The sequence below is a fragment of the Rufibacter immobilis genome (assembly GCF_003721565.1).
Lineage (GTDB): Bacteria > Bacteroidota > Bacteroidia > Cytophagales > Hymenobacteraceae > Nibribacter > Nibribacter immobilis.
The window spans coordinates 1435017-1453651 of the sequence record NZ_RJJE01000017.1 but is presented as its reverse complement, the minus strand read 5'-3'; the positions used below and the strand labels follow the sequence as shown (position 1 = coordinate 1453651).

Below are 18635 nucleotides of genomic sequence, written 5' to 3'. Positions count from 1 at the left end.
GATTGAATCAGCTAAATTTTCTAACGGGAATAACATACATTGGTTAATGTGGAAATACACAGTTTGGTAAGTCTTTACCCTGATTCTTGTAGCTTATAACTACTTAATATGTGCGGTTGCCTTGCCCCATGGAAAAGGAGTATACCTTTCATTTTCTTATAGTTATGGAATTTGCTGGAGCTTTGAGGAAAGAAGTGCCATCTTCTTAAATAGCTTTAAATCAATGGAAAACGTACTGAGTAGAAAACCATTACAGTGCTTACTGCCACCATTTTCATTGATTTATGCATCATATTATGTACATCAGTACGGCCACGGTTCCAGTGACAGAAGAGGAGTTGAAACAGATGCTGGCACAATACCGCCAAAACAACCTATTTTACGGCATTTAGGGTGCTGCTGTACAGCGGCGAGCATTTTGTGCAGGAGATTGAGGGAAATGAAAAAAACGTGCAGCAACTCTTCGCAAAAATCCTGATTGACCGCCACCATACCAACATCATCAAGCTAGCCGATGGCCCCATCAGCCAACGGCTGTTCTGCGACTGGACCATGGGGTTCAAGACCGTGGCTGCTGAGGCGCTGTTGTCCTTCAGAGGATATGTTGACCCCACCCAACCTGAATCCTGGAGTCCCTTCCCAAACGGGACGAAGAGTCTGCAGTGGCGGTACTGCGGCAGTTTGTCCAGCACAACTTAGCTGACATAAGCTACTCATAGTTCATCGGCATATTATGACTTGGGGCTTTGCAAAATCAGGATATGTCAGCCGAACCCTTGCATAGTAGTAGCTGCAATATCTGGGCAGACTATCATTAAGGTCAGCACTGGCTACTCCTGCGGAAGCCTAATGAAAAACGTAGTGCCTTTGTCTTCCTCACTCTCAAACCAGATTTCGCCACAGTGCCATTCCACAATGTTCTTGATAATGGACATGCCCAAGCCCACAGACTGCTCACCCTGCAGGCCCGGCCTGCGGGCGTCGGTGAATTTCTCAAACAAAGTAGCATGATATTTCTGGGGAATGCCGATGCCCGTGTCAGCCACCGTCACCAACACATGCCCTGCCTCTTCAGCCACACTTACTGTGATGTCACTGCCGTCGGGGGTAAACTTAAGGGCGTTGGAAATGAGGTTGTTGATGGCCTGCAGAAACTTATTGTCATCTATTTCAACGAAAATAACTTCCCGTTGGGGATTGAAAGCTACCCGTTTGGAGATGAGCTCACCTTCAGGGCCAAGATATACCTCCAAGCCTTCCCGCAGTTTTTGCACCAAGTTTACGCGCCGAGTCACAAGCTCCACTTGTGAGGACTCCAAAAACTCTTGGTCAGTAAATTGCCTGATAATATTTGCTCCATGGCTGCTGTTGCGCTCTATGAGATTAAGAATATGCAAGTTTTCCTCTTCGGCGGTTTCCCGCATCTTCTCGGTCAACAAGTTGGCCAAGCTTTTGATCATGCCCAAAGGACCGGCTAGGTCATGCGCCAGGATGTTAAGGATGGAATTCTTCTTGTTAGAGTATTTCTTGAGCACGTCATTGTTTTGCCGTTCAGCCGTGATGTCTGCGGCATGACCAATGAGGAGCCGCTGTCTGCTGATTTCCTCCTGCAAGGAAGGCGAGAGGCACACCCATTGCTCTTGTTTTTCAGGGAACTGCACCCTGAACTCAATTGGTTTATCTAAGCCTCTGGTGAGTAACTCAGTAAATTTGTTTGCTACAAATTCCTGGTCCTCCGGATGAACAAAACTTAGCAGGTCACCAGGCAAAAGCTGGCCAGCTTCCAGTCCAAAAGAGGACTTTAACTTGGGGCTCAGGTACTGGAATTGGCCTGTATCCATATCATAGATGAAGAAAGGCTGACCGGTTTGCTCAATCAGAGCGTGGCAGAGAGGGAGCGAGGAGGGCAATGGGTCCATGGGCATTAAGAAACGCTTTTATCCCGAGGGCCGCTTCGGTTAAAGATACATTTTTTCTTCCTGAAATGTTTTTATAATGTCTATGTGTAAAATATAATGCTATTTTATTTAGAAAAGAATTGGTTGTTAAGAGATTATGGTGATGAATGAGTCCTAAATCAGAGAAGTAGGTGGCAAAATATTAAATGAAGGAATCATTTAATTAGGCGTTTTTATTCAAATAAGGACAGTCCATGTCAGGTTACTAGAGCATCCACTTTCAAGCTCTGATACTAATTCTTAGAAATGGAATACGATTACTCCATTTTTGAGAGTAAAACTACTTAGCTAATTATTGAAGATTATTTATAAATGCCCAAGGAGATTAATCTTTACATGTTAGTTATAAAATAAATTCTAATAAGGTAGGTCATTGAATTAATTGTGTGCTAGAGCCTATAAATAATCTACATAAGGTTGATAATGATAAGAGTGGCATCTATCTTTTTATGCCTCCGTAAGAAAGGTTGAAACAAATTCAACTTTTATGAAGGTAGAAGAAACCTTGCAGAAAATTCTGGACCAGTACGCCACTTTCAAGGTGCCGCCTATTGAGAATATGTCGCCAGCCAACGCCCGTAACGCGCCTACCCTAAAAAATGCTGTGGAGGAGATGAATGCCGAGCACGTAGCAAATCGGGTAATGAACTTGGCTAAACCAATGCCGGAGCCGGTAGGGAAAGTGACGCACACATTGATACCTGGCCCTGACGGCGACCTTTTGGCCAGAGTGTACACCCCTGACGGGGACGGGCCATTCCCGGTGCTGGTGTACTTCCATGGCGGAGGCTGGGTCATTGCCAACCTGGATGTATATGAGCCTTCTTGCCGCGCACTTTGTAATGCCGCTGAGTGCGTAGTGGTATCAGTGGCGTACCGGCAGGCCCCTGAGAACAAGTACCCTGCCGCCGCTGAAGATGCCTTCGCGGCGCTCCAATGGGTCATGTACAATACAGCCGGCTTGAACGGAATAGACGGTTGCGTGGCTGTGGGCGGTGAAAGCGCAGGTGGTAACTTGGCAACGGTCTCCTGTCTCATGAGCAAGGAAAAGGGGCTGCCGCTTCCGGTGTTCCAGCTGCTGGTGTACCCCATCACCAACTATGCCTTTGACACCCCTTCTTACCTAGAGAATGCCAATAGTAAACCCCTCAACGCTGACATGATGAAATGGTTCTTCAAACATTATCTGGAGAACGAGCAAGATGGGAGCGAGCCGTACGTATCGCCGCTTCGGGCTGCTGACGTTAGTGGTTTGCCGCCAGCTCTGGTCATCACCGCTGAGCTGGATGTGCTGCGCGATGAAGGAGAAGAGTACGCCCGTAAACTGCAGCAGAGCGGGGTCATCACCAAGCAGGTTCGCTACCCGGGCATGGTGCACGAGTTCTTCAGCCTCTCGGGGGTGGTGCCTACCGCCAAAGAAGCCCTAGAGGAAGCGGCTGCAGGATTAAAAGCCGCCTTCCAGTCTGTGAGGAAACAATAGCCGGATTCACCTACTGGAATATTTTCAATAAATGACTTCCTTTTCTCTATAAGTCCTTTAGTAAATGAAAATCAGGGAATTACTCCAAGGAGGTGTATCCACAGCAATTCAATGTTGCTAGAAGTAGCATCCTTGGATGAGGTTTACTTGCTGTTTATGCCATGGTTTCAGTAAGGTATGCCCAATACGGAAGTCCTATTTCCTAGCATTTGGTAGTTAAAAGAGCATTTATTGAAAGCTTAACTGGATTTTTTGAATTAACAAACTCAAATCAACAAACTGAATTCATTATGGGAAATAGACTAGAAGGAAAAGTAGCCATTGTGACAGGCGGCGGGGCCGGGATTGGCGAGGCAATCTGTAAGAAGTTCGCCAAGGAAGGTGCCAGTGTGGTAGTAGCCGGCCTGCCCGAAGACCCGGTAGAGCAAGTGGCTCGTGAGATTATAGAAGACGGCGGAACAGCTATTCACTTCACCGGCGACCTATCTGTGGGGGCGGTGGCTCAGAATTGCGTGCAACTGGCGGTGAAGCAATATGGTAAACTGGATATCCTCATCAACAACGCAGGAGTCTTTGTGGAGACCAATTACCTCACTGATTACTCAGAGGAAGCGTTTGATTACATGATAAAGAACAACCTCAAGACCACGTTCATGATGTCAAAGGCGGCCCTGCCGGAACTACAGAAAACCAAAGGGAATATTGTCTCGGCGGGTTCTGAGGCGGGAGTTTTGGGTATTCCGCAGAATGCTCCCTACGGCGGCACCAAGGGGTTTGTCATTGCTTTCACCAAAGGCCTGGCAGCCGAACAGGCGGCGTACGGCGTGCGCTGCAACGTAGTGGGCCCTGGTCCCATTGATACCGCCTGGACCCACAAAGAGCTGGGCCCTATGGACGCTAAGATGGAAAAGCTGAACAAGCAGGCTAACTTAATTGGCAGGAGGGGCACCCCCGAGGAAGTTGCCAACGTGTACCTATTCCTGGCCTCAGATGAAGCCTCTTTTGTGACAGGGGCCATTTACATGGTTGACGGTGGAATCACTATCGCCAAAGGCCCAGCAGGCGAGGAGGCTGATAAATCATTCAAACAGGAACCTGAAGGGGAATTAAACCTGCAGCATTCAATGGAGGGGCATACAGCTATCCGTAAATAGTAGTTTTATCCAGATGTAACTAGAATAGGCTAAAACAAAATGGCATTTTCTCCTTTTGTTTTAGCCTGTTGCTTCTCAGGAGGGCACAACTGACATACAGCAAATGGTGTTGCGGCAGCTTATCATGATACGGATGGAAAATTTATTCCCCTTTTATTCATTTCGGAAGAGCAGAGTCATGAAATAGAAAATAACTGTCTTTGCGTACACCGCGCCTTCTATAAAAAGTCCCTTCCCGACTTTATATGAAGAATGGTCAAGTTCATCCAGGCAGAATTCAAATTCCTTCGTAAGGTTTCTTTCTTGCGCTAGTTCCTCACACTGCTGCAATGCCCTCTTGGTATTCCCGATGGATAGACCTGCGTATTCTGAAACAAATTCTTGGTTTTGCGCCAAAATCCCCAATTCATCACTTACCCTGATGAGCCTAATTATACGTTTGTCGTTTGAATCCATGGGAGAAACAAAAAATACTTTTCTGTATTAACGCCGAAAGGGCGCTTTGTAATCCAGGTACTAACTTTTAATACCTAATAGCTCTGGAATTGTTTAAAGGCGGACTCTGTAGGCTGCCTTTAAACACAGTTCTAATTGAAGTCCCATACCTTATGTGAAACCTAGAATACCCTGGCGTACAATTCTTAGTTGGGTATTTGGTTGATTTCTTCCAAATAAGCATGGTCCAAACCTTACACGGTATCGGTCTATAGGATTTAATGAAATTAAATAGACTCCCCGTGAAGTTTTGTAGAGTATCATTAAGCTTAAAATATTGAAATAAGAAACTGTTCCTCGGATTCATTTTATTAGGCCTGCTGACGGCGGCCTATACTATCCTATTGGTTGAGTATAGAGTTCCAGTTGACTAAAGAGAAAGTTTTGGATAGGTTGCTATTACTCCGTTAAAACCTAAATATTGATTATAAACTAAAATAATAAGCAAAACAACTTTCTGTTCTCCTAGTAAGTAAATGAAATAAATCATTTTACATTGAAAATGGAAGGTAACCCAATAACCAAAGTAGCCACGTTTCAAGGGGTGCAAATCACTGGTGTAACCGTCAGCCAGCAGGGCAGGCTGTTCGCCAATTTTCCGCGGTGGCATGAGAACTTGCCGTTCTCAGTGGTAGAAGTCTTGGCAGACGGAGCGTACCGGCCCTATCCCAATGAGGCATGGAACACCTGGCACGGAGAGCCGAAGGAAAACACCTTTACCTGCGTACAGAGTGTAGTGGCTCACGGAGATTCGCTGTTTGTGCTAGATCCCGCCAGCCCTATGATGAAAGGCGTGGTGGGTAATGCCATGCTGTATGAGTTTGACCTGTTCACCAACGAGCTCAAGCACCAATGGGCGTTTGACAAGTCTATTGCCCCAGAGAAATCTTACCTTAACGACCTGCGCATTGACCGTGATGCCGGGAAAATTTACATCACTGAATCAGGCGTGGGGGCCATCATTGTGCTGGACCTGAAAACGGGTGTTCCCAGACGATTATTAGATGACCATCCTTCCACCAAATCAGAAGACGTGTGGCTCACCGTGGAAGGGGATAAATGGGTAAAAGACGGCGAAAAACCCCAGATGCACGCCGATGGAATTGCTCTATCCAACGACAGAAAATACCTGTACTACCACGCCTTGACCGGCTACACGTTGTACCGTGTGCCCACGCAGGCGTTAACCGATGAGGGTCTGGAGGCATCTGCCCTGGCGGAGAAAGTGGAAAACTTGGGCATGACCACTGCCCCAGATGGGATGATCTTTGACCGACACGGTAACCTTTATCTGGGTGACCTGGAGAGCAATAGCATCATGGTGAGAACACCAGAAGGTGAATTTATAACTTTCGTGCAGGGCGCTGAAATCAAATGGCCAGACACATTCACCATTGATCAGCAGGATAATTTCTACTTCACCACCTCGCGTATTCATGAGGCTGTGGGAGACATCTCTGAACTGGAGTTCCACATCTTTAAAGTGCCAATTATTGGTGTGAGGGGTAGTTGATTTTTATTCTGATGGATGCCAAACCATTTACAATTCCTTACCCCAACTTATCAGCAATTAGGTATAAACGCATTTTCATTTTTTGTAATACTAATCAGAACTACAGATTACACCCTGCTATTAATTCAACGCGTAACCTCTTCAGTGTCCACGCTTTTTATTAACATCAGCGGAAAGGAGACAGAAGGGCCACAGGATTTAACTGTTGTCCCTTCTGCTTTTTTAGCAACTCTAATTTCGAAATTAAATGGTCAATCTTAAATCATCTGGTTCACCAACTGATAGAAATTGTGGCTTTCTAAGATAAGTGTTTTGTTCAATCGTTAAAGTGCTTCTCCTCCTATGCCTAACACTCTGATTAGTTCCGCATTGAACCCTACTTCGCTTAAAGCATTTTCCACCTTCTGTGGGTCAACCCCTGAGCCGGAAACACTTAGGATATTATTTTCTGTTTCTGTGTCAAACCTCCAATTCTCAACTTTCTCCAATTGGTCCAATGCTGGGGTAACACTGGTTACATCTGCTTGGGTTGCCACATTCGTTTTGAACTTTAGAATCTCCATTGTCAGATAATTGTTTACTTAATTAAGTACTGGAATTAAGCGTTGTAAGTTCTGTCTTTCATGTCTAACCAAATGAAATGGGCCGAGCCAAAACGTGCTTTGCTAAAGCATTAGCGTTAAACTAGCTGGCGAGAACTGGCAGCGTACGTAGTTCTACTGTATTTTCAATAACTTGTATTTCCGGAAAACCCCTCCAAGTTTTTATTGGTAATACAGGCTATACATGCGCATTAACTATGAAAAAGCTCAAGAAATTGAATGAGGCCTTGTGGAATCTGGCATCAGAGATTGAGGTAGAGGCTGAGCGTTATGATGATTTGAGCGAGGATATACTGAAGATGGCCCAAGGTTTGTTTGATGAGGAAAGGAGGATACTCCCCCCGGAGGCTTTTGAAAAATACCTGCAGATCACAAGGGCACAACCTGGTATAAGGCTTTCAGTTAATACAGAGTGCTTAACGGTTGAGAGAGATTTATTGGTTTGCAGTATCTCCAACCCCACAGTTAAAAGTGTAGTTCGGAGTCTTTCCCCATTTACGTTTACTCCCGTATCGGAGGAGGATAAGAATCTCCTTACCTTCTTTAACATCTTATATGAGGAATTTGAATCCACGGCAGTTCATCATAATCTGCCGCCACCATTAGTTTCATCCCACTATATAACCTTACCACAGTTTAAGTATTTTCTCTCCTTGTTAAATAATTGGGTTAAAGTAATTTGAATCTTTTGTCTGATTGTTTGCATATGTTACCTCATTGAAACAATTATCAATAAGTTTGTTAAGGAATTAGCAAACTTAATTTTAGCTATTAGAATATTATTCTTTTTATGTCTCAAAAATGGTCATATTATGAGACAAGCCTAGATAATATGTTATAATAACTAACTGTCACAGGTTTTGTCTCAATTAACTGTATGATTAATAAAAACCAATCTTTATTATTTAAATAATTTAATGAAACAATAGGATGAAGAAAGACTCATCAAGGTTATGAATACGAATGGCTGGAGCTGGGTTAGATAAATTATACAAATATGTATTCTTTTTTGTGGGTGAAAGTGCCAATGTAATGTTTTTCATTAAGACATGATTATAGAACTAGGCTGTGTCTGAAAAATGCTTTTGGAGTTTTTCTATCCGGTTCCCCTGGGCTAGTTTCTGCCGCTACCGCTTATTTTAGGCCGCCGTTTTGGAGCTACTTTTCCAAAAGTAGCTCCAAAACGGCACTGCCTCGCCATTTTTCAGACACAGCCTAGTATGACTAAGTTTGGATTTAAAGCAGTTGAGCCTGCTGATAGAGTTAACGCATTGTCTGCTTTCAGTACGTTGCCAAACGTTGCAACAACATTGTTGCAACGTTTGGCAACGTACTGAAAGCAGATCAGTGTATAACTTTGGAGAAATCTTCGGTTGAAGGAATATAAAAATTGTCTTTTGCTTTTATAGTTGAACATTAGTCAGTTCCTGTTTACAAGATTCTTTCAACTTAGTAGAAACAGACCTGCAATTAGTGAAGTAGAAAAGTTTGTATTTTATCATTTCCCAACTAGATGCAATCCTCAGCAACGTTGAAGGCAACGAAATTATAACATTGCCTTCAACGTTGCTGAGGATTGCATCTAGTTGTTCTCTGAACTTTATAGGATTTTCTTACATCCAATTTCAACCAGCTGATTTGTGAATCGAGTTATACATCTATTATACGAGCTTCAACGTTAGTTCAGGTATTTCACCAGTTTATGCAATGTGAGGCATTAGCTAAAGATAGCCTTATCGGTAAACTTTAACATTCAGTCTCAGAAACCTGCCACTCTTTCTTAGGTATACTTTTTCGATTGTCATCAAAATGGTCTGCTGGATCAATTTGAATTGGGTTTAAGCCTGTACCGTTCTAGAAACGAGGACTGGCAGCAGATAGCAATGTGAACAGCAACAGGGAGCAATGCTTTCGATGAAACAGTCATTATACTAAAATCAGGATTGAGTAAGGAGCAGCCATTACTATTTAAGGTTACCAGTTGTGAATGCCCAAAGTTGCAAGGCTTAGCAATCAACATCTGATAAGCTTAGAAAATATTAATGTAACAAGACTTGCTAATGGTGTTTACATTCTTTTATATTTGTAAACATTATTAACAAACACAAACTCTTAGGTAAAAAGTTTTTATGGCAAATCTCAGCTTCAACCTCCTCAAGAGTAAAAAAGACAAGAGAGGAGAATGTCCTGTTATGATGATATTAACCTTTGATGGGGTAAGAATCAGGAGGCAACTAAAGATCAAAACAAAGCCAAATCACTGGAGCACTGTGAAAAGCAAGGTGAAGCCTCCGCTGAAAGGAGAACCTGAGAACAACCATGAAGTGTATAATGCAACGCTTGACAAGTACAGAAAGAAGGTGCAGGATATCTTCAACGATGCTCTTTTGAATGATATCAGGTTGACTAAGGAGTATGTTGACAATCAGTTAAACGAAAAATTTTTGTCGCTTGTAAGAAATAGATCCTTCTTCGAGGTTTTTGCTGAGTTCACAGAAATGTATAAGTCCTCAAAAGCAGAAAGGACTTATAAAAAGCATTACACAGCCCTTAACTTCTACAAAGAGTTTGAGAGTTTTAAAAAATATGAATTGAGGTTTGACAGTATAAATTTAGAATTCTATGATAAACTGCAGAAGTATGCATTCATAGGTAGGGTAGAAAACGGGAAAAAGGCTTGTTCTGATAATTACTTTGCTGCACTTGTTGCATCTTTGAAGACTTTTCTTTCTTGGGCGCAAGAAAGGGGGCTGAACAGGTTCGATGTCTATAAGAAGTTCAAGGCCTCTGAAAGGGACATAGATATTATATATTTAACGTTTGAGGAGCTGATGATTCTCAATAATTATGAGTTTGAAGATGAAAGATCGAGCCGTGTGAGGGATATCTATTGTTTCGGGTGCTTTACTGGATTAAGATACTCTGACTTAAAGACACTAAGTATAGGTCATATTAAGGATAATGCAATTGTGAAGACTATTGTAAAAACTAAGGAGAAGATGAAGATTTATCTAAATGACTTTGCTTTAGACATTCTAAAAAAGTACGAGGGTTCTCCTTACTATCCTTTGCCTAAGGTGCCTGAGCCTAAATTTAATAAAATGATTAAAGACTGCTGTAAAGAAGTTGGTATAAAGGAACTTCAAACAATAACAAAGTACTCCGGGGGCAAGGCAATTGAAATAACTTTGCCCAAATATGAACTTATAACCTCACATACTGCAAGAAAAACCTTTACAACCCTTTCCATAGAGGATAATGTAAACTTAAAGGCGTTGAAGAGTATGACTGGACACAAGAAAGATGCTAATTTCAATAAGTACATCAATATTACTGATTCGTTCCAGGTAAGTGAATTGAACCGGACTTGGAATAAGAAAGCGCGCGAACAAAAGCAGAAAATGAATGGGTAAGATAACCGTTAAGCATTATTTGAATAAAAGTTTATCAAATAAGGAAAACAGGAGTGACCGCCACTATATTTATGTTCAAGTGACTGTTAAGAGGCAGGTGAACAGAATGCGAAGTCGGGCTAATAAGATAGCATGGGTAACTGACATTGAGTTACAGGTATCACAGCAAGATCTTGATAACTCATTGACAGGAGGGGACGACCTTGGGCTTGGTAAAGCACTAGCCCTGGAACATAATATCATCCACGATATCATAACTTTCTTAAGACCTTTTGAGAGAAATGACTTTACACTTAAGGCTTTTACCCCTATTTATGAAGTATGTACTGAAGATATGCTTGAGTTTATTGCTCAGAAGGGTAGGGACTTGCTTAGAGAAATGATGAGAGAATTCTATCCCCAGCCTTTTTACATAATTGATTGGGAAAAGCCTTATTATGAATTGATAGGCGGTTTGACAGAGCTTGGGGAACAAAACCAATTATTTGTAGCATCTGTGCTTGAAAATAAATATATACAATGCTTTACGATCGCACATGAAAATATTGTTGAGTTTTTACATCTCAATTTTGACTATGATGATAGGTTTAAAGCCTATAGAGGGAATTTAACTTTTTACTGGTTTAGGGATAATCATACTCAGGAATTTATTTCATTTCTTAAGAAGAAGAATGTTATGACAATGGAACAACTTCCTGCGATGGAGGAAATATTTGAAGCAATGTATCATTCAGTTATAACTGAAATAGAAGAGCTTAGCGGATAGTTAGCTGCTTTTTTTTTAAATAAAATGTTTACATAAAAATAAAAAAGTTAACAAAATATGAAAACTGAGAACGACCAAATTTTAGTCATTTCAATGACCAAGCGGGATTTAGACGATTACATTGATAAATATCTTAGAGCTAAACCTTTGTATTCAAAAGAAGAGAAAGGTGAAAAACTAAGCCAGAAACAAGCTGCAGCACTATTTGGTGTAACAACAGTTACAATCATTAGGTGGCAGAAGAAAGGAATTATACCTTTTAACAAAGTAGGCAGAACTGTTTTCTATTATAAATCTGAACTTCTAAAAATAGCTCAGGTGACACCAGAATTGCTCAAATAGTTCTAGTGATAGATTAGTCTTATACATATAGAACAATGTGTATCAATGGCGATTTAAAAAACCGAATTTAAAAATGGATAACGCATACATTTTTGAAATAGAAGAAGCCCTTAGGAAATCTTTATTCCAGTTTAATAAAGTAATCAAGGCAGATAAGCAAGACTTAGACAGATACAAGTCCTCTATTTACAAAAAAGAAAATATAGAGCTAAAGTGGGCTGATAAGATAAATGCTTACCTAAAAGCTTATGAAAATCTACATTTTCTTATTGCTAGGGCGATCATGATAGATCATGAGAGAGTAATCTGTTTACGTAAAATTGAAGACCTAAAAAGAGAAGTAAGAACTTTGAACTCTTATTTAAAGATAATGACGATATGTAAGAGAATTGAAATTGATGAGCTTGTTAAAATCAGAACGAAGCAGGAGGTGGATAGACTCTGCAATATGGCTCAGGCTGAATTAATGAATGATTTAAGTAAGCTGGGGTATACAGATGATGCAGTTTTAAGTATTAATGGAAAGGAAGTCGCCTGATGGAAATAGGTAATCAAATTATTAAGGAAACGGCCCATAATAATCACAGCAATAGATTAATGAAAATTGAAAGAAAACCACCAGTGGAGGGGAGAGCTTTTATGGAGCCTCATGAAGAGTACATTAAGGTTGGTACTAATTATTTCAGAAAAATTATTGTTCCAGCGGCGACACCAGGAAAGTATCTCGGAGAAAGACTTGATCCATGGAAAAGGATTACTATCATGGAAGATTATGATAGTAAGGAATCCAAAATTATTCTCCACAAGATGGAAAAGTATAAAGCGTTTGTAATCAGGCCTGAGCATTTAAAGTATGAGAGAGATATAGAGGGCTGTTATAACCTATACGAACCGCTAAAGTTTTGTCCTTCGTTAGTGTCATCTCCAATACCCAATACTTTAAACTTTCTAGGCCATATTTTCGGGGAACAGCTAGAGATAGGATTAGATTACCTGAAACTCCTCTATACTAAGCCATTACAAAAACTGTATATACTATGCCTTGTATCTGATTTAAGGAATACTGGGAAAACCACATTCCTGAATTGGTTAAATCTGATATTCGGGAAAAATCTCACTCGAATAAATAGTGAGGATATAGAGGGTAAGTTTAACAGTGACTGGACATCAAAGTTGATAATTGGAATTGATGAGACATTCATAGATAGCAAGAAAGCCGCAGAACGGATTAAGAACCTATCAACTACTACAGTATTTAAAACAGAGGCAAAGCAAAAGGATAAGATAGAAACAGAATTCTTTGGCAAGTTCGTTTTTGCGTCAAATAATGTAAAGGACTTCTTGCCAATTGAAGAGGAGGAAATCAGGTATTGGGTAAGGTATATCAAGCCGTTAAAGCATGACAATGTTAACTTCATAGAGGAACTTGAAAAGGAAATTCCTGCATTCTTAAGGTTTTTGATAGACAGAAAAATGCATACTCCTACACCTATGACTAGGATGTGGCATAGAGTAGAAGATATATGGACTCCTGACTTGGAGGTGACCATTCGGGGCTGTAAAAGCAATATGGAGAAATTGCTTGTTGATACTATCAAAGACTACTACTATGAATTCAATGACGAGATCATAAGCAGAGGAGATACAGACCCATGGTTAAAGCTGACACTAAACGAGATTGCTGAACTGGTAACCTTGGCAAATGGTAGAAAAGCGATTTATGGGATAAGCGAGATCAGGAAGGTCATCTGTGAAAAGTGGGGTTTGCAACCTGTGAATAGTTCTTATAAAGTGTACAAGTGGGTTGAGGTTCCAGATGGAAACGCTAATACTAAAATGACCTTGTCTGTAAACGCTAAGAAAGGAAGGTTCTATTTGATTCCTCTTGAAAAGCTAGAGCCTTAGTAACTATTAGTTGAATAACTCCTGATATAATTTTTAATTGCTTGGTCCATAGAAGGTTGTGAAATTGGCGCTTGTCAACTATTAATCAACTCTCAGTCAACACTTCAACATAGATCAACAATCTTAATTATAGAAGTATAATAAGTAATAGCCTTATATTTAGTGAATTGAGTCGATGTCAACACTTCAACAGAAATTTTAGATTCTATTTGAAACTGCATACTTCTCTTGTCCTGATATTTTAATATTTGAGGAGCTTAGCTACATACACAGTTTCTCGTTCTAATTCTTCTGGCTATATGGTTTAGTGTTTTAATGGTTTAATGTAGTTTTTACACTTTGCTTCTTTTGTTGCAACATATTGAAAACATTAAGCAACAGTAACGTTGCAACATGTTGCAACGTTACTGTTGCTTAATGTTTTATTGTAGATGCAGAATAAGTTATTGTTTTTAGTTTGCAATTAGTTTCTCCTCAAGGTCTAATATCATACTCTTTTCCTAGGATTGGTATGAATAATAACATTGTCAGAATATAGAGTTGGTGCTTAGGACTGTACTGGCATAATATTCTATCTTTACCTACCGCTCAACAATCTGTTGCAACATGACCATCGCAGAATACCTAGACCGCATCAATACCCGCTATCAGACCGGCATTTCCAGAGAGCACAGCTATAGGGGCGACTTGCAGACGCTGTTGGAAAGTATTGTTGATGACGTGTTGGTGACCAATGAGCCGGCCCGGGTGGCCTGCGGCGCGCCAGACTACATCATCACGCGCAAAGATATTCCGGTGGGCTACATTGAGGCGAAGGATTTGGGCAGGCCGCTGAACAGCAAGGACTACAAAGAGCAGTTTGACCGCTACAAAGCCAGTTTGAGCAACCTCATCATCACTGATTATCTGGATTTCTGGCTGTTCAAGGAAGGCGAACTGGTGACCACGCTCAAGATTGCCGAAATCAAGGATGGGCAGGTAACGCCGCTGCCGGAGAACTTCAAGCTGTTTGAGGCCTTCATCATTGACTTCTGCCAGTTCACGGGCGTTACCTTGAAATCGCCTAGCAAGCTGGCCACCATGATGGCCGACAAGGCCAAGTTCCTGGCCCAAATTATTGAGCGGGCGCTCAGCGCGGAAGGCGATACGTATGAAAACCAGACCTTGCAGGAGCAGTTGCAGGCGTTCAAAGAGATTCTGCTGCATGACATCACGGCCAAGGAGTTCTCAGACATTTATGCCCAGACCGTGGCTTACGGCATGTTCGCGGCGCGGCTGCATGACCCCACGCTGCCCACGTTCTCACGGCAAGAGGCCGCCGAGCTCATTCCCAAAACCAATCCGTTCCTGCGCAAGCTGTTCGGGTATATTGCGGGTCCGGACATTGACGACCGCATCAAATGGATTGTAGACGCGCTGGCAGATGTTTTTAGAGCCACAGATATCAAGGCGATTCTCAAGAACTTCGGGAAGAGCACCCAAACGCATGACCCAATCATCCATTTCTATGAGACGTTCTTAGCCGAGTATGACCCCGCCCTGCGCAAGAGCCGCGGCGTTTGGTACACGCCAGAACCGGTGGTGAATTTTATTGTGTGCGCCGTAGATGACATTCTTAAAACCGAGTTCCACCTCAAAGACGGACTGGCCTCTACAGAAACCACCGAGATTGAAGTTGCCACCCAGCTCATTGACAAACGCACGAAAGACAATGTAAAGAAAGGCAAGCAGACCGTGCACAAGGTGCAGGTGCTGGACCCCGCCACGGGCACGGGCACGTTCCTGGCTGAGGTGGTGAAGCACGTGTACCAGCGCTTTGAGGGGCAGGAAGGCATCTGGAGCCAGTACGTAGAAAAGCACCTGCTGCCGCGCCTCAACGGGTTTGAGATACTCATGGCCAGCTACGCCATGTGCCACCTCAAGCTGGATTTGCTCTTGCAGGAGACCGGCTACGTGCCTCAGAACCCGCGCCGCTTTAAGGTGTACCTCACCAACAGCCTGGAAGAGGCCGTGCCCAGCCAGCTCAGTCTCTTCGCCTCGTGGCTCTCAGACGAGACCATGCAAGCCAACGCTGTCAAACGCGAAACGCCCGTAATGGTGGTGCTGGGGAACCCGCCGTACTCTGGTGAGAGCCAGAACAAGGGCAAGTGGATTATGGACTTGATGGAGGACTATAAAAAGGAGCCCGGCGGAAAGGAGAAACTGAAAGAGAAAAACTCCAAATTCATAAACGATGATTACGTGAAGTTCCTGCGCTTCGGGCAACATTTCATTGAACAAAATGGCGAGGGGATTCTGGCCTTCATCAACCCGCACGGCTTTCTGGATAACCCCACGTTCAGAGGAATGCGCTGGAACTTGCTCAAGACCTACGACAAGATTTACACGCTTGACTTACACGGCAACAGCAAGAAAAAAGAAACCGCCCCAGACGGCTCCGCCGATGTGAATGTGTTTGATATTCAACAAGGCGTTTCTATCAATTTGTTTGTGAAAACAGGGAAGAAGAAACAAGGCGAATTAGGCAGAGTTTTTCATTTCAGTTTGTTCGGTAAACGAGAAATGAAATATGACTTCTTAAATGATAACAGTCTTAAATCATTGAATTTTTCTGAAATAGAATCATCCTCTCCTGAATATCTTTTTACGCCGCTTAATATTGCAGATAAGAATCTTGAAGGTTCATTCGGTCTAACCGACCTTTTTAAAGAGAATTCATTAGGTGTACTTTCTAAGAATGATTCCATTACTATCGATTTTCATAAAAAAGACTTAGAAGACAGAATAAATGATTTTAGAAATCTTCCTGTTTCCGAATTAAAAAACAAATACGGCTTAAAATCTGATAGCCGCGATTGGGTATTAGATAAGGCAATCAAGGATTTACAAACAAACAATTCAGAGAAAAACTTCAAATCTATCGTTTATAGGCCCTTCGATAATAGATGGACATATTTCACCGGTTCTCCAAAAGGGTTCTTCGCTTATAGCCAAAACAGAATTATGAAAAATCTCCGTCAAGGAGATAATTATGCAATCATTACAGGAAGGCAAGGTCAAGCAGTTGGCCTTATGGAATGGAATCTCGTTTTTATAACTAACAGCATTTCTGACCAAAATATTTATTACAGAGGAGGTGGAACAGTTCTCCCCCTCTACCTCTACCCCGAAACGAACCAACAGCAACTAGACGGGTTGCAGTCGGCGCGAACACCCAACCTGGACCCCAAAACCGTGCAGAAAATTGCCGAGGGGCTGGGCCTCACCTTCGTGCCCGAGAAAGAAGGTGAAGGCGAAACCTGCTTCGCGCAAAGCCCCGAAGTACGCGCTGAGTTCCGGCAAACCTTCGCGCCCCTAGACCTGCTGGATTACATCTACGCCGTGCTGCACAGCCCCGGCTACCGCGCCCGCTACAAAGAATTCCTGAAAATAGACTTCCCCCGCGTGCCCTACCCGCAAGACACAGACCAATTCTGGCAACTGGTGGCCCTGGGCCAGGAACTGCGCCAACTGCACCTGCTGGAGCACCCCGCCGTCCAGAAACCCATCACCCAATACCCCATTGGCGGCGACAACGTGGTGACCAAAATCAGGTTTGAAGAGAATTATGAGGTGCTGGGCAAAGGCGGCGCGGTGAGCATGGTCACCCCCGTGTACCCCATGGGCCGCGTGTATATCAATGAGACCCAGTTCTTCCAACAGGTGCCGCTCACGGCCTGGGAGTTTTACATTGGCGGCTACCAACCCGCCCAGAAATGGCTCAAAGACCGCAAAGGCCGTACGCTAGAGTTTGATGATATTTTGCATTACCAGCGCATGATTGTGGCCCTGCACAAAACCGCAGAAGTCATGGAACAGATAGATGAGGTGTTAGAGCCCGAGAAAAAAGGCGTTCACGTCTAGTCATTGTCTGGCAACGCGGCAATTGTAGGCGCGGTCTCCGTTTTTGGGTTAATTTTAAAAAAACAGCCCCTAAACGGAGGCCGCGCTTTTTTGTGGGCAGGGTGGACTCGAACCACATCTTGGCTGTTCAGGCCTTTTGCATTGCCAGGTAATGCTACGTCTGCCCAAATGCTTTGGCCAAGAACCACAAGTTAAACAAAAACAGTCTTATTTACTTCTGCTCATGTTTTGCCACCAATTCTGCCACCTTTAAAACAAAAAACCCGCTGATAATCAGCGGGTTTTAGTTGTTAAAAGTACCCAGGGCCGGAGTCGAACCGGCACATCCGTGAAGATATTGGTGTTTGAGACCAACGCGTCTACCGATTCCGCCACCTGGGCATTTGCTCCTTTTCGGTAGATTCTGAAAAATGAGGCGCTAAACGCTTTATCTGTCAGAAGAGGATGCAAACTTATTCAATGATTCCTTTATACGCAAGAGGTAGCGCTGCTTTAGGTAGTAATTTTTTACCTGTTTCAGGGCTTCTTCCTGAGTGTCAGGCGGTAATTTTTCATAGGATTCCAGCACCGGCCAGATAGAAGCCTTCAGGAAACCCTCTATTTCGGCGGTTTGGTCTGAGACAATCTTGAACTGCACGCTATCGTAGTCCATTTCCAGTTCCATCAACTGCTCGTTCAGCTCCATTACCTCCATCAGGAAATCCTGTGGCAAGTCATTCTGCCCGCCTTCTTCCAGCAGGCCATGTTGCTCCAGAATGTACTGCATGCGGCGGTCAAAGTTGGACAGCGTCTTATAGGCATTGGTGTTGAGCGTGGACTTCTCCAGAGTCTCCTGCTGCTTTTCCTGCGGTTCCAGGGTATAGAAGTCGGGGTGATATTCGCGGCTTAGGGCGTAGTATTTGGTCTGGATGGCTTTCTCATCGGGCAGAAAGCTCTCCGGGAGGTCATAGAATTGGAAGTAGTTCATGGGCTACTTGGTTATAGTACAGGTTGGGAAGAGACGCGCTACCAAGGCAGCACCGGGTAAAATTACTCCATTCCCGCTAATTTGTTCCAGTTTTGGCCTGATTCCGGAAAAACGGCCGCTAAACGGCTTTTTGAGTT

The 18635-nt window shown here is 43.0% G+C and carries 15 protein-coding genes and 1 tRNA gene; 11 read left to right on the top strand and 5 right to left on the bottom strand.

Annotated elements, in window-relative coordinates; all coding sequences use genetic code 11:
- Positions 1-393 precede the first annotated feature (393 nt).
- Positions 394-699 (top strand): BLUF domain-containing protein, encoded by a 306-nt coding sequence (locus tag EFA69_RS19055; RefSeq protein ID WP_123134641.1) that lies wholly within the window; start codon positions 394-396, stop codon positions 697-699.
- A gap of 131 nt (positions 700-830) precedes the next feature.
- On the opposite strand, the gene EFA69_RS19050 is transcribed toward EFA69_RS19055, so the two are convergent.
- Positions 831-1919, bottom strand: coding sequence for a PAS domain-containing sensor histidine kinase (locus EFA69_RS19050; RefSeq protein ID WP_183906868.1), 1089 nt, complete (start codon positions 1917-1919; stop codon positions 831-833).
- A 526-nt stretch (positions 1920-2445) separates the two neighbouring features.
- On the opposite strand from EFA69_RS19050, the gene EFA69_RS19045 reads away from it, so the two are divergent.
- Both EFA69_RS19045 and EFA69_RS19040 read left to right on the top strand, forming a co-directional pair.
- Entirely contained in the window at positions 2446-3438 is a 993-nt protein-coding gene (locus tag EFA69_RS19045) for an alpha/beta hydrolase (protein WP_123134639.1), read from the top strand.
- Positions 3439-3728: 290 nt separating this feature from the next.
- Positions 3729-4592: an SDR family NAD(P)-dependent oxidoreductase gene (locus tag EFA69_RS19040; RefSeq protein ID WP_123134638.1), complete on the top strand. Its 864-nt coding sequence runs from the start codon at positions 3729-3731 to the stop codon at positions 4590-4592.
- Positions 4593-4745: 153 nt separating this feature from the next.
- Here EFA69_RS19040 and EFA69_RS19035 read toward each other — a convergent pair whose 3' ends face one another.
- On the bottom strand, positions 4746-5048 hold the full coding sequence (locus EFA69_RS19035; protein WP_123134637.1) for a hypothetical protein: 303 nt from the start codon (positions 5046-5048) through the stop codon (positions 4746-4748).
- A gap of 541 nt (positions 5049-5589) precedes the next feature.
- On the opposite strand from EFA69_RS19035, the gene EFA69_RS19030 reads away from it, so the two are divergent.
- Positions 5590-6600 carry an SMP-30/gluconolactonase/LRE family protein gene (locus EFA69_RS19030; protein WP_123134636.1) on the top strand — a complete coding sequence of 337 codons (1011 nt, stop codon included), beginning with the start codon at positions 5590-5592 and terminating at the stop codon, positions 6598-6600.
- A 323-nt stretch (positions 6601-6923) separates the two neighbouring features.
- Here EFA69_RS19030 and EFA69_RS19025 read toward each other — a convergent pair whose 3' ends face one another.
- The gene (locus EFA69_RS19025) at positions 6924-7163 is read right to left on the bottom strand and encodes a copper chaperone (RefSeq protein WP_123134635.1); all 240 of its coding nucleotides are present in this window, start codon (positions 7161-7163) and stop codon (positions 6924-6926) included.
- A gap of 236 nt (positions 7164-7399) precedes the next feature.
- Between EFA69_RS19025 and EFA69_RS19020 the strand changes: the two genes are divergently transcribed.
- The 7 genes from EFA69_RS19020 (at position 7400) to EFA69_RS18990 (ending at position 17531) form a co-directional block, all read left to right on the top strand.
- A complete protein-coding gene (locus tag EFA69_RS19020) occupies positions 7400-7885 on the top strand; it encodes a hypothetical protein (RefSeq protein ID WP_123134634.1) in 486 nt (161 codons plus the stop codon).
- Between the two features lie 1446 nt (positions 7886-9331).
- Positions 9332-10615 carry a site-specific integrase gene (locus tag EFA69_RS19015; RefSeq protein WP_123134633.1) on the top strand — a complete coding sequence of 428 codons (1284 nt, stop codon included), beginning with the start codon at positions 9332-9334 and terminating at the stop codon, positions 10613-10615.
- Positions 10608-11381: a hypothetical protein gene (locus EFA69_RS19010; protein ID WP_123134632.1), complete on the top strand. Its 774-nt coding sequence runs from the start codon at positions 10608-10610 to the stop codon at positions 11379-11381. The genes EFA69_RS19015 and EFA69_RS19010 overlap by 8 nt, the downstream gene beginning before the upstream one ends.
- Positions 11382-11438: 57 nt before the next feature.
- Positions 11439-11723: a helix-turn-helix domain-containing protein gene (locus EFA69_RS19005; protein ID WP_123134631.1), complete on the top strand. Its 285-nt coding sequence runs from the start codon at positions 11439-11441 to the stop codon at positions 11721-11723.
- Between the two features lie 73 nt (positions 11724-11796).
- Entirely contained in the window at positions 11797-12261 is a 465-nt protein-coding gene (locus tag EFA69_RS19000) for a PH domain-containing protein (protein ID WP_123134630.1), read from the top strand.
- Between the two features lie 59 nt (positions 12262-12320).
- Positions 12321-13628: a primase-helicase family protein gene (locus EFA69_RS18995; protein WP_148041418.1), complete on the top strand. Its 1308-nt coding sequence runs from the start codon at positions 12321-12323 to the stop codon at positions 13626-13628.
- 606 nt (positions 13629-14234) lie between these two features.
- On the top strand, positions 14235-17531 hold the full coding sequence (locus EFA69_RS18990) for a type ISP restriction/modification enzyme (protein WP_123134628.1): 3297 nt from the start codon (positions 14235-14237) through the stop codon (positions 17529-17531).
- A 297-nt stretch (positions 17532-17828) separates the two neighbouring features.
- Here EFA69_RS18990 and EFA69_RS18985 read toward each other — a convergent pair.
- Both EFA69_RS18985 and EFA69_RS18980 read right to left on the bottom strand, forming a co-directional pair.
- Positions 17829-17912, bottom strand: a tRNA-Leu gene (locus EFA69_RS18985).
- A 46-nt stretch (positions 17913-17958) separates the two neighbouring features.
- Positions 17959-18498: an iron-sulfur cluster co-chaperone HscB C-terminal domain-containing protein gene (locus tag EFA69_RS18980; protein ID WP_123134627.1), complete on the bottom strand. Its 540-nt coding sequence runs from the start codon at positions 18496-18498 to the stop codon at positions 17959-17961.
- Between the last annotated feature and the right edge of the window lie 137 nt (positions 18499-18635).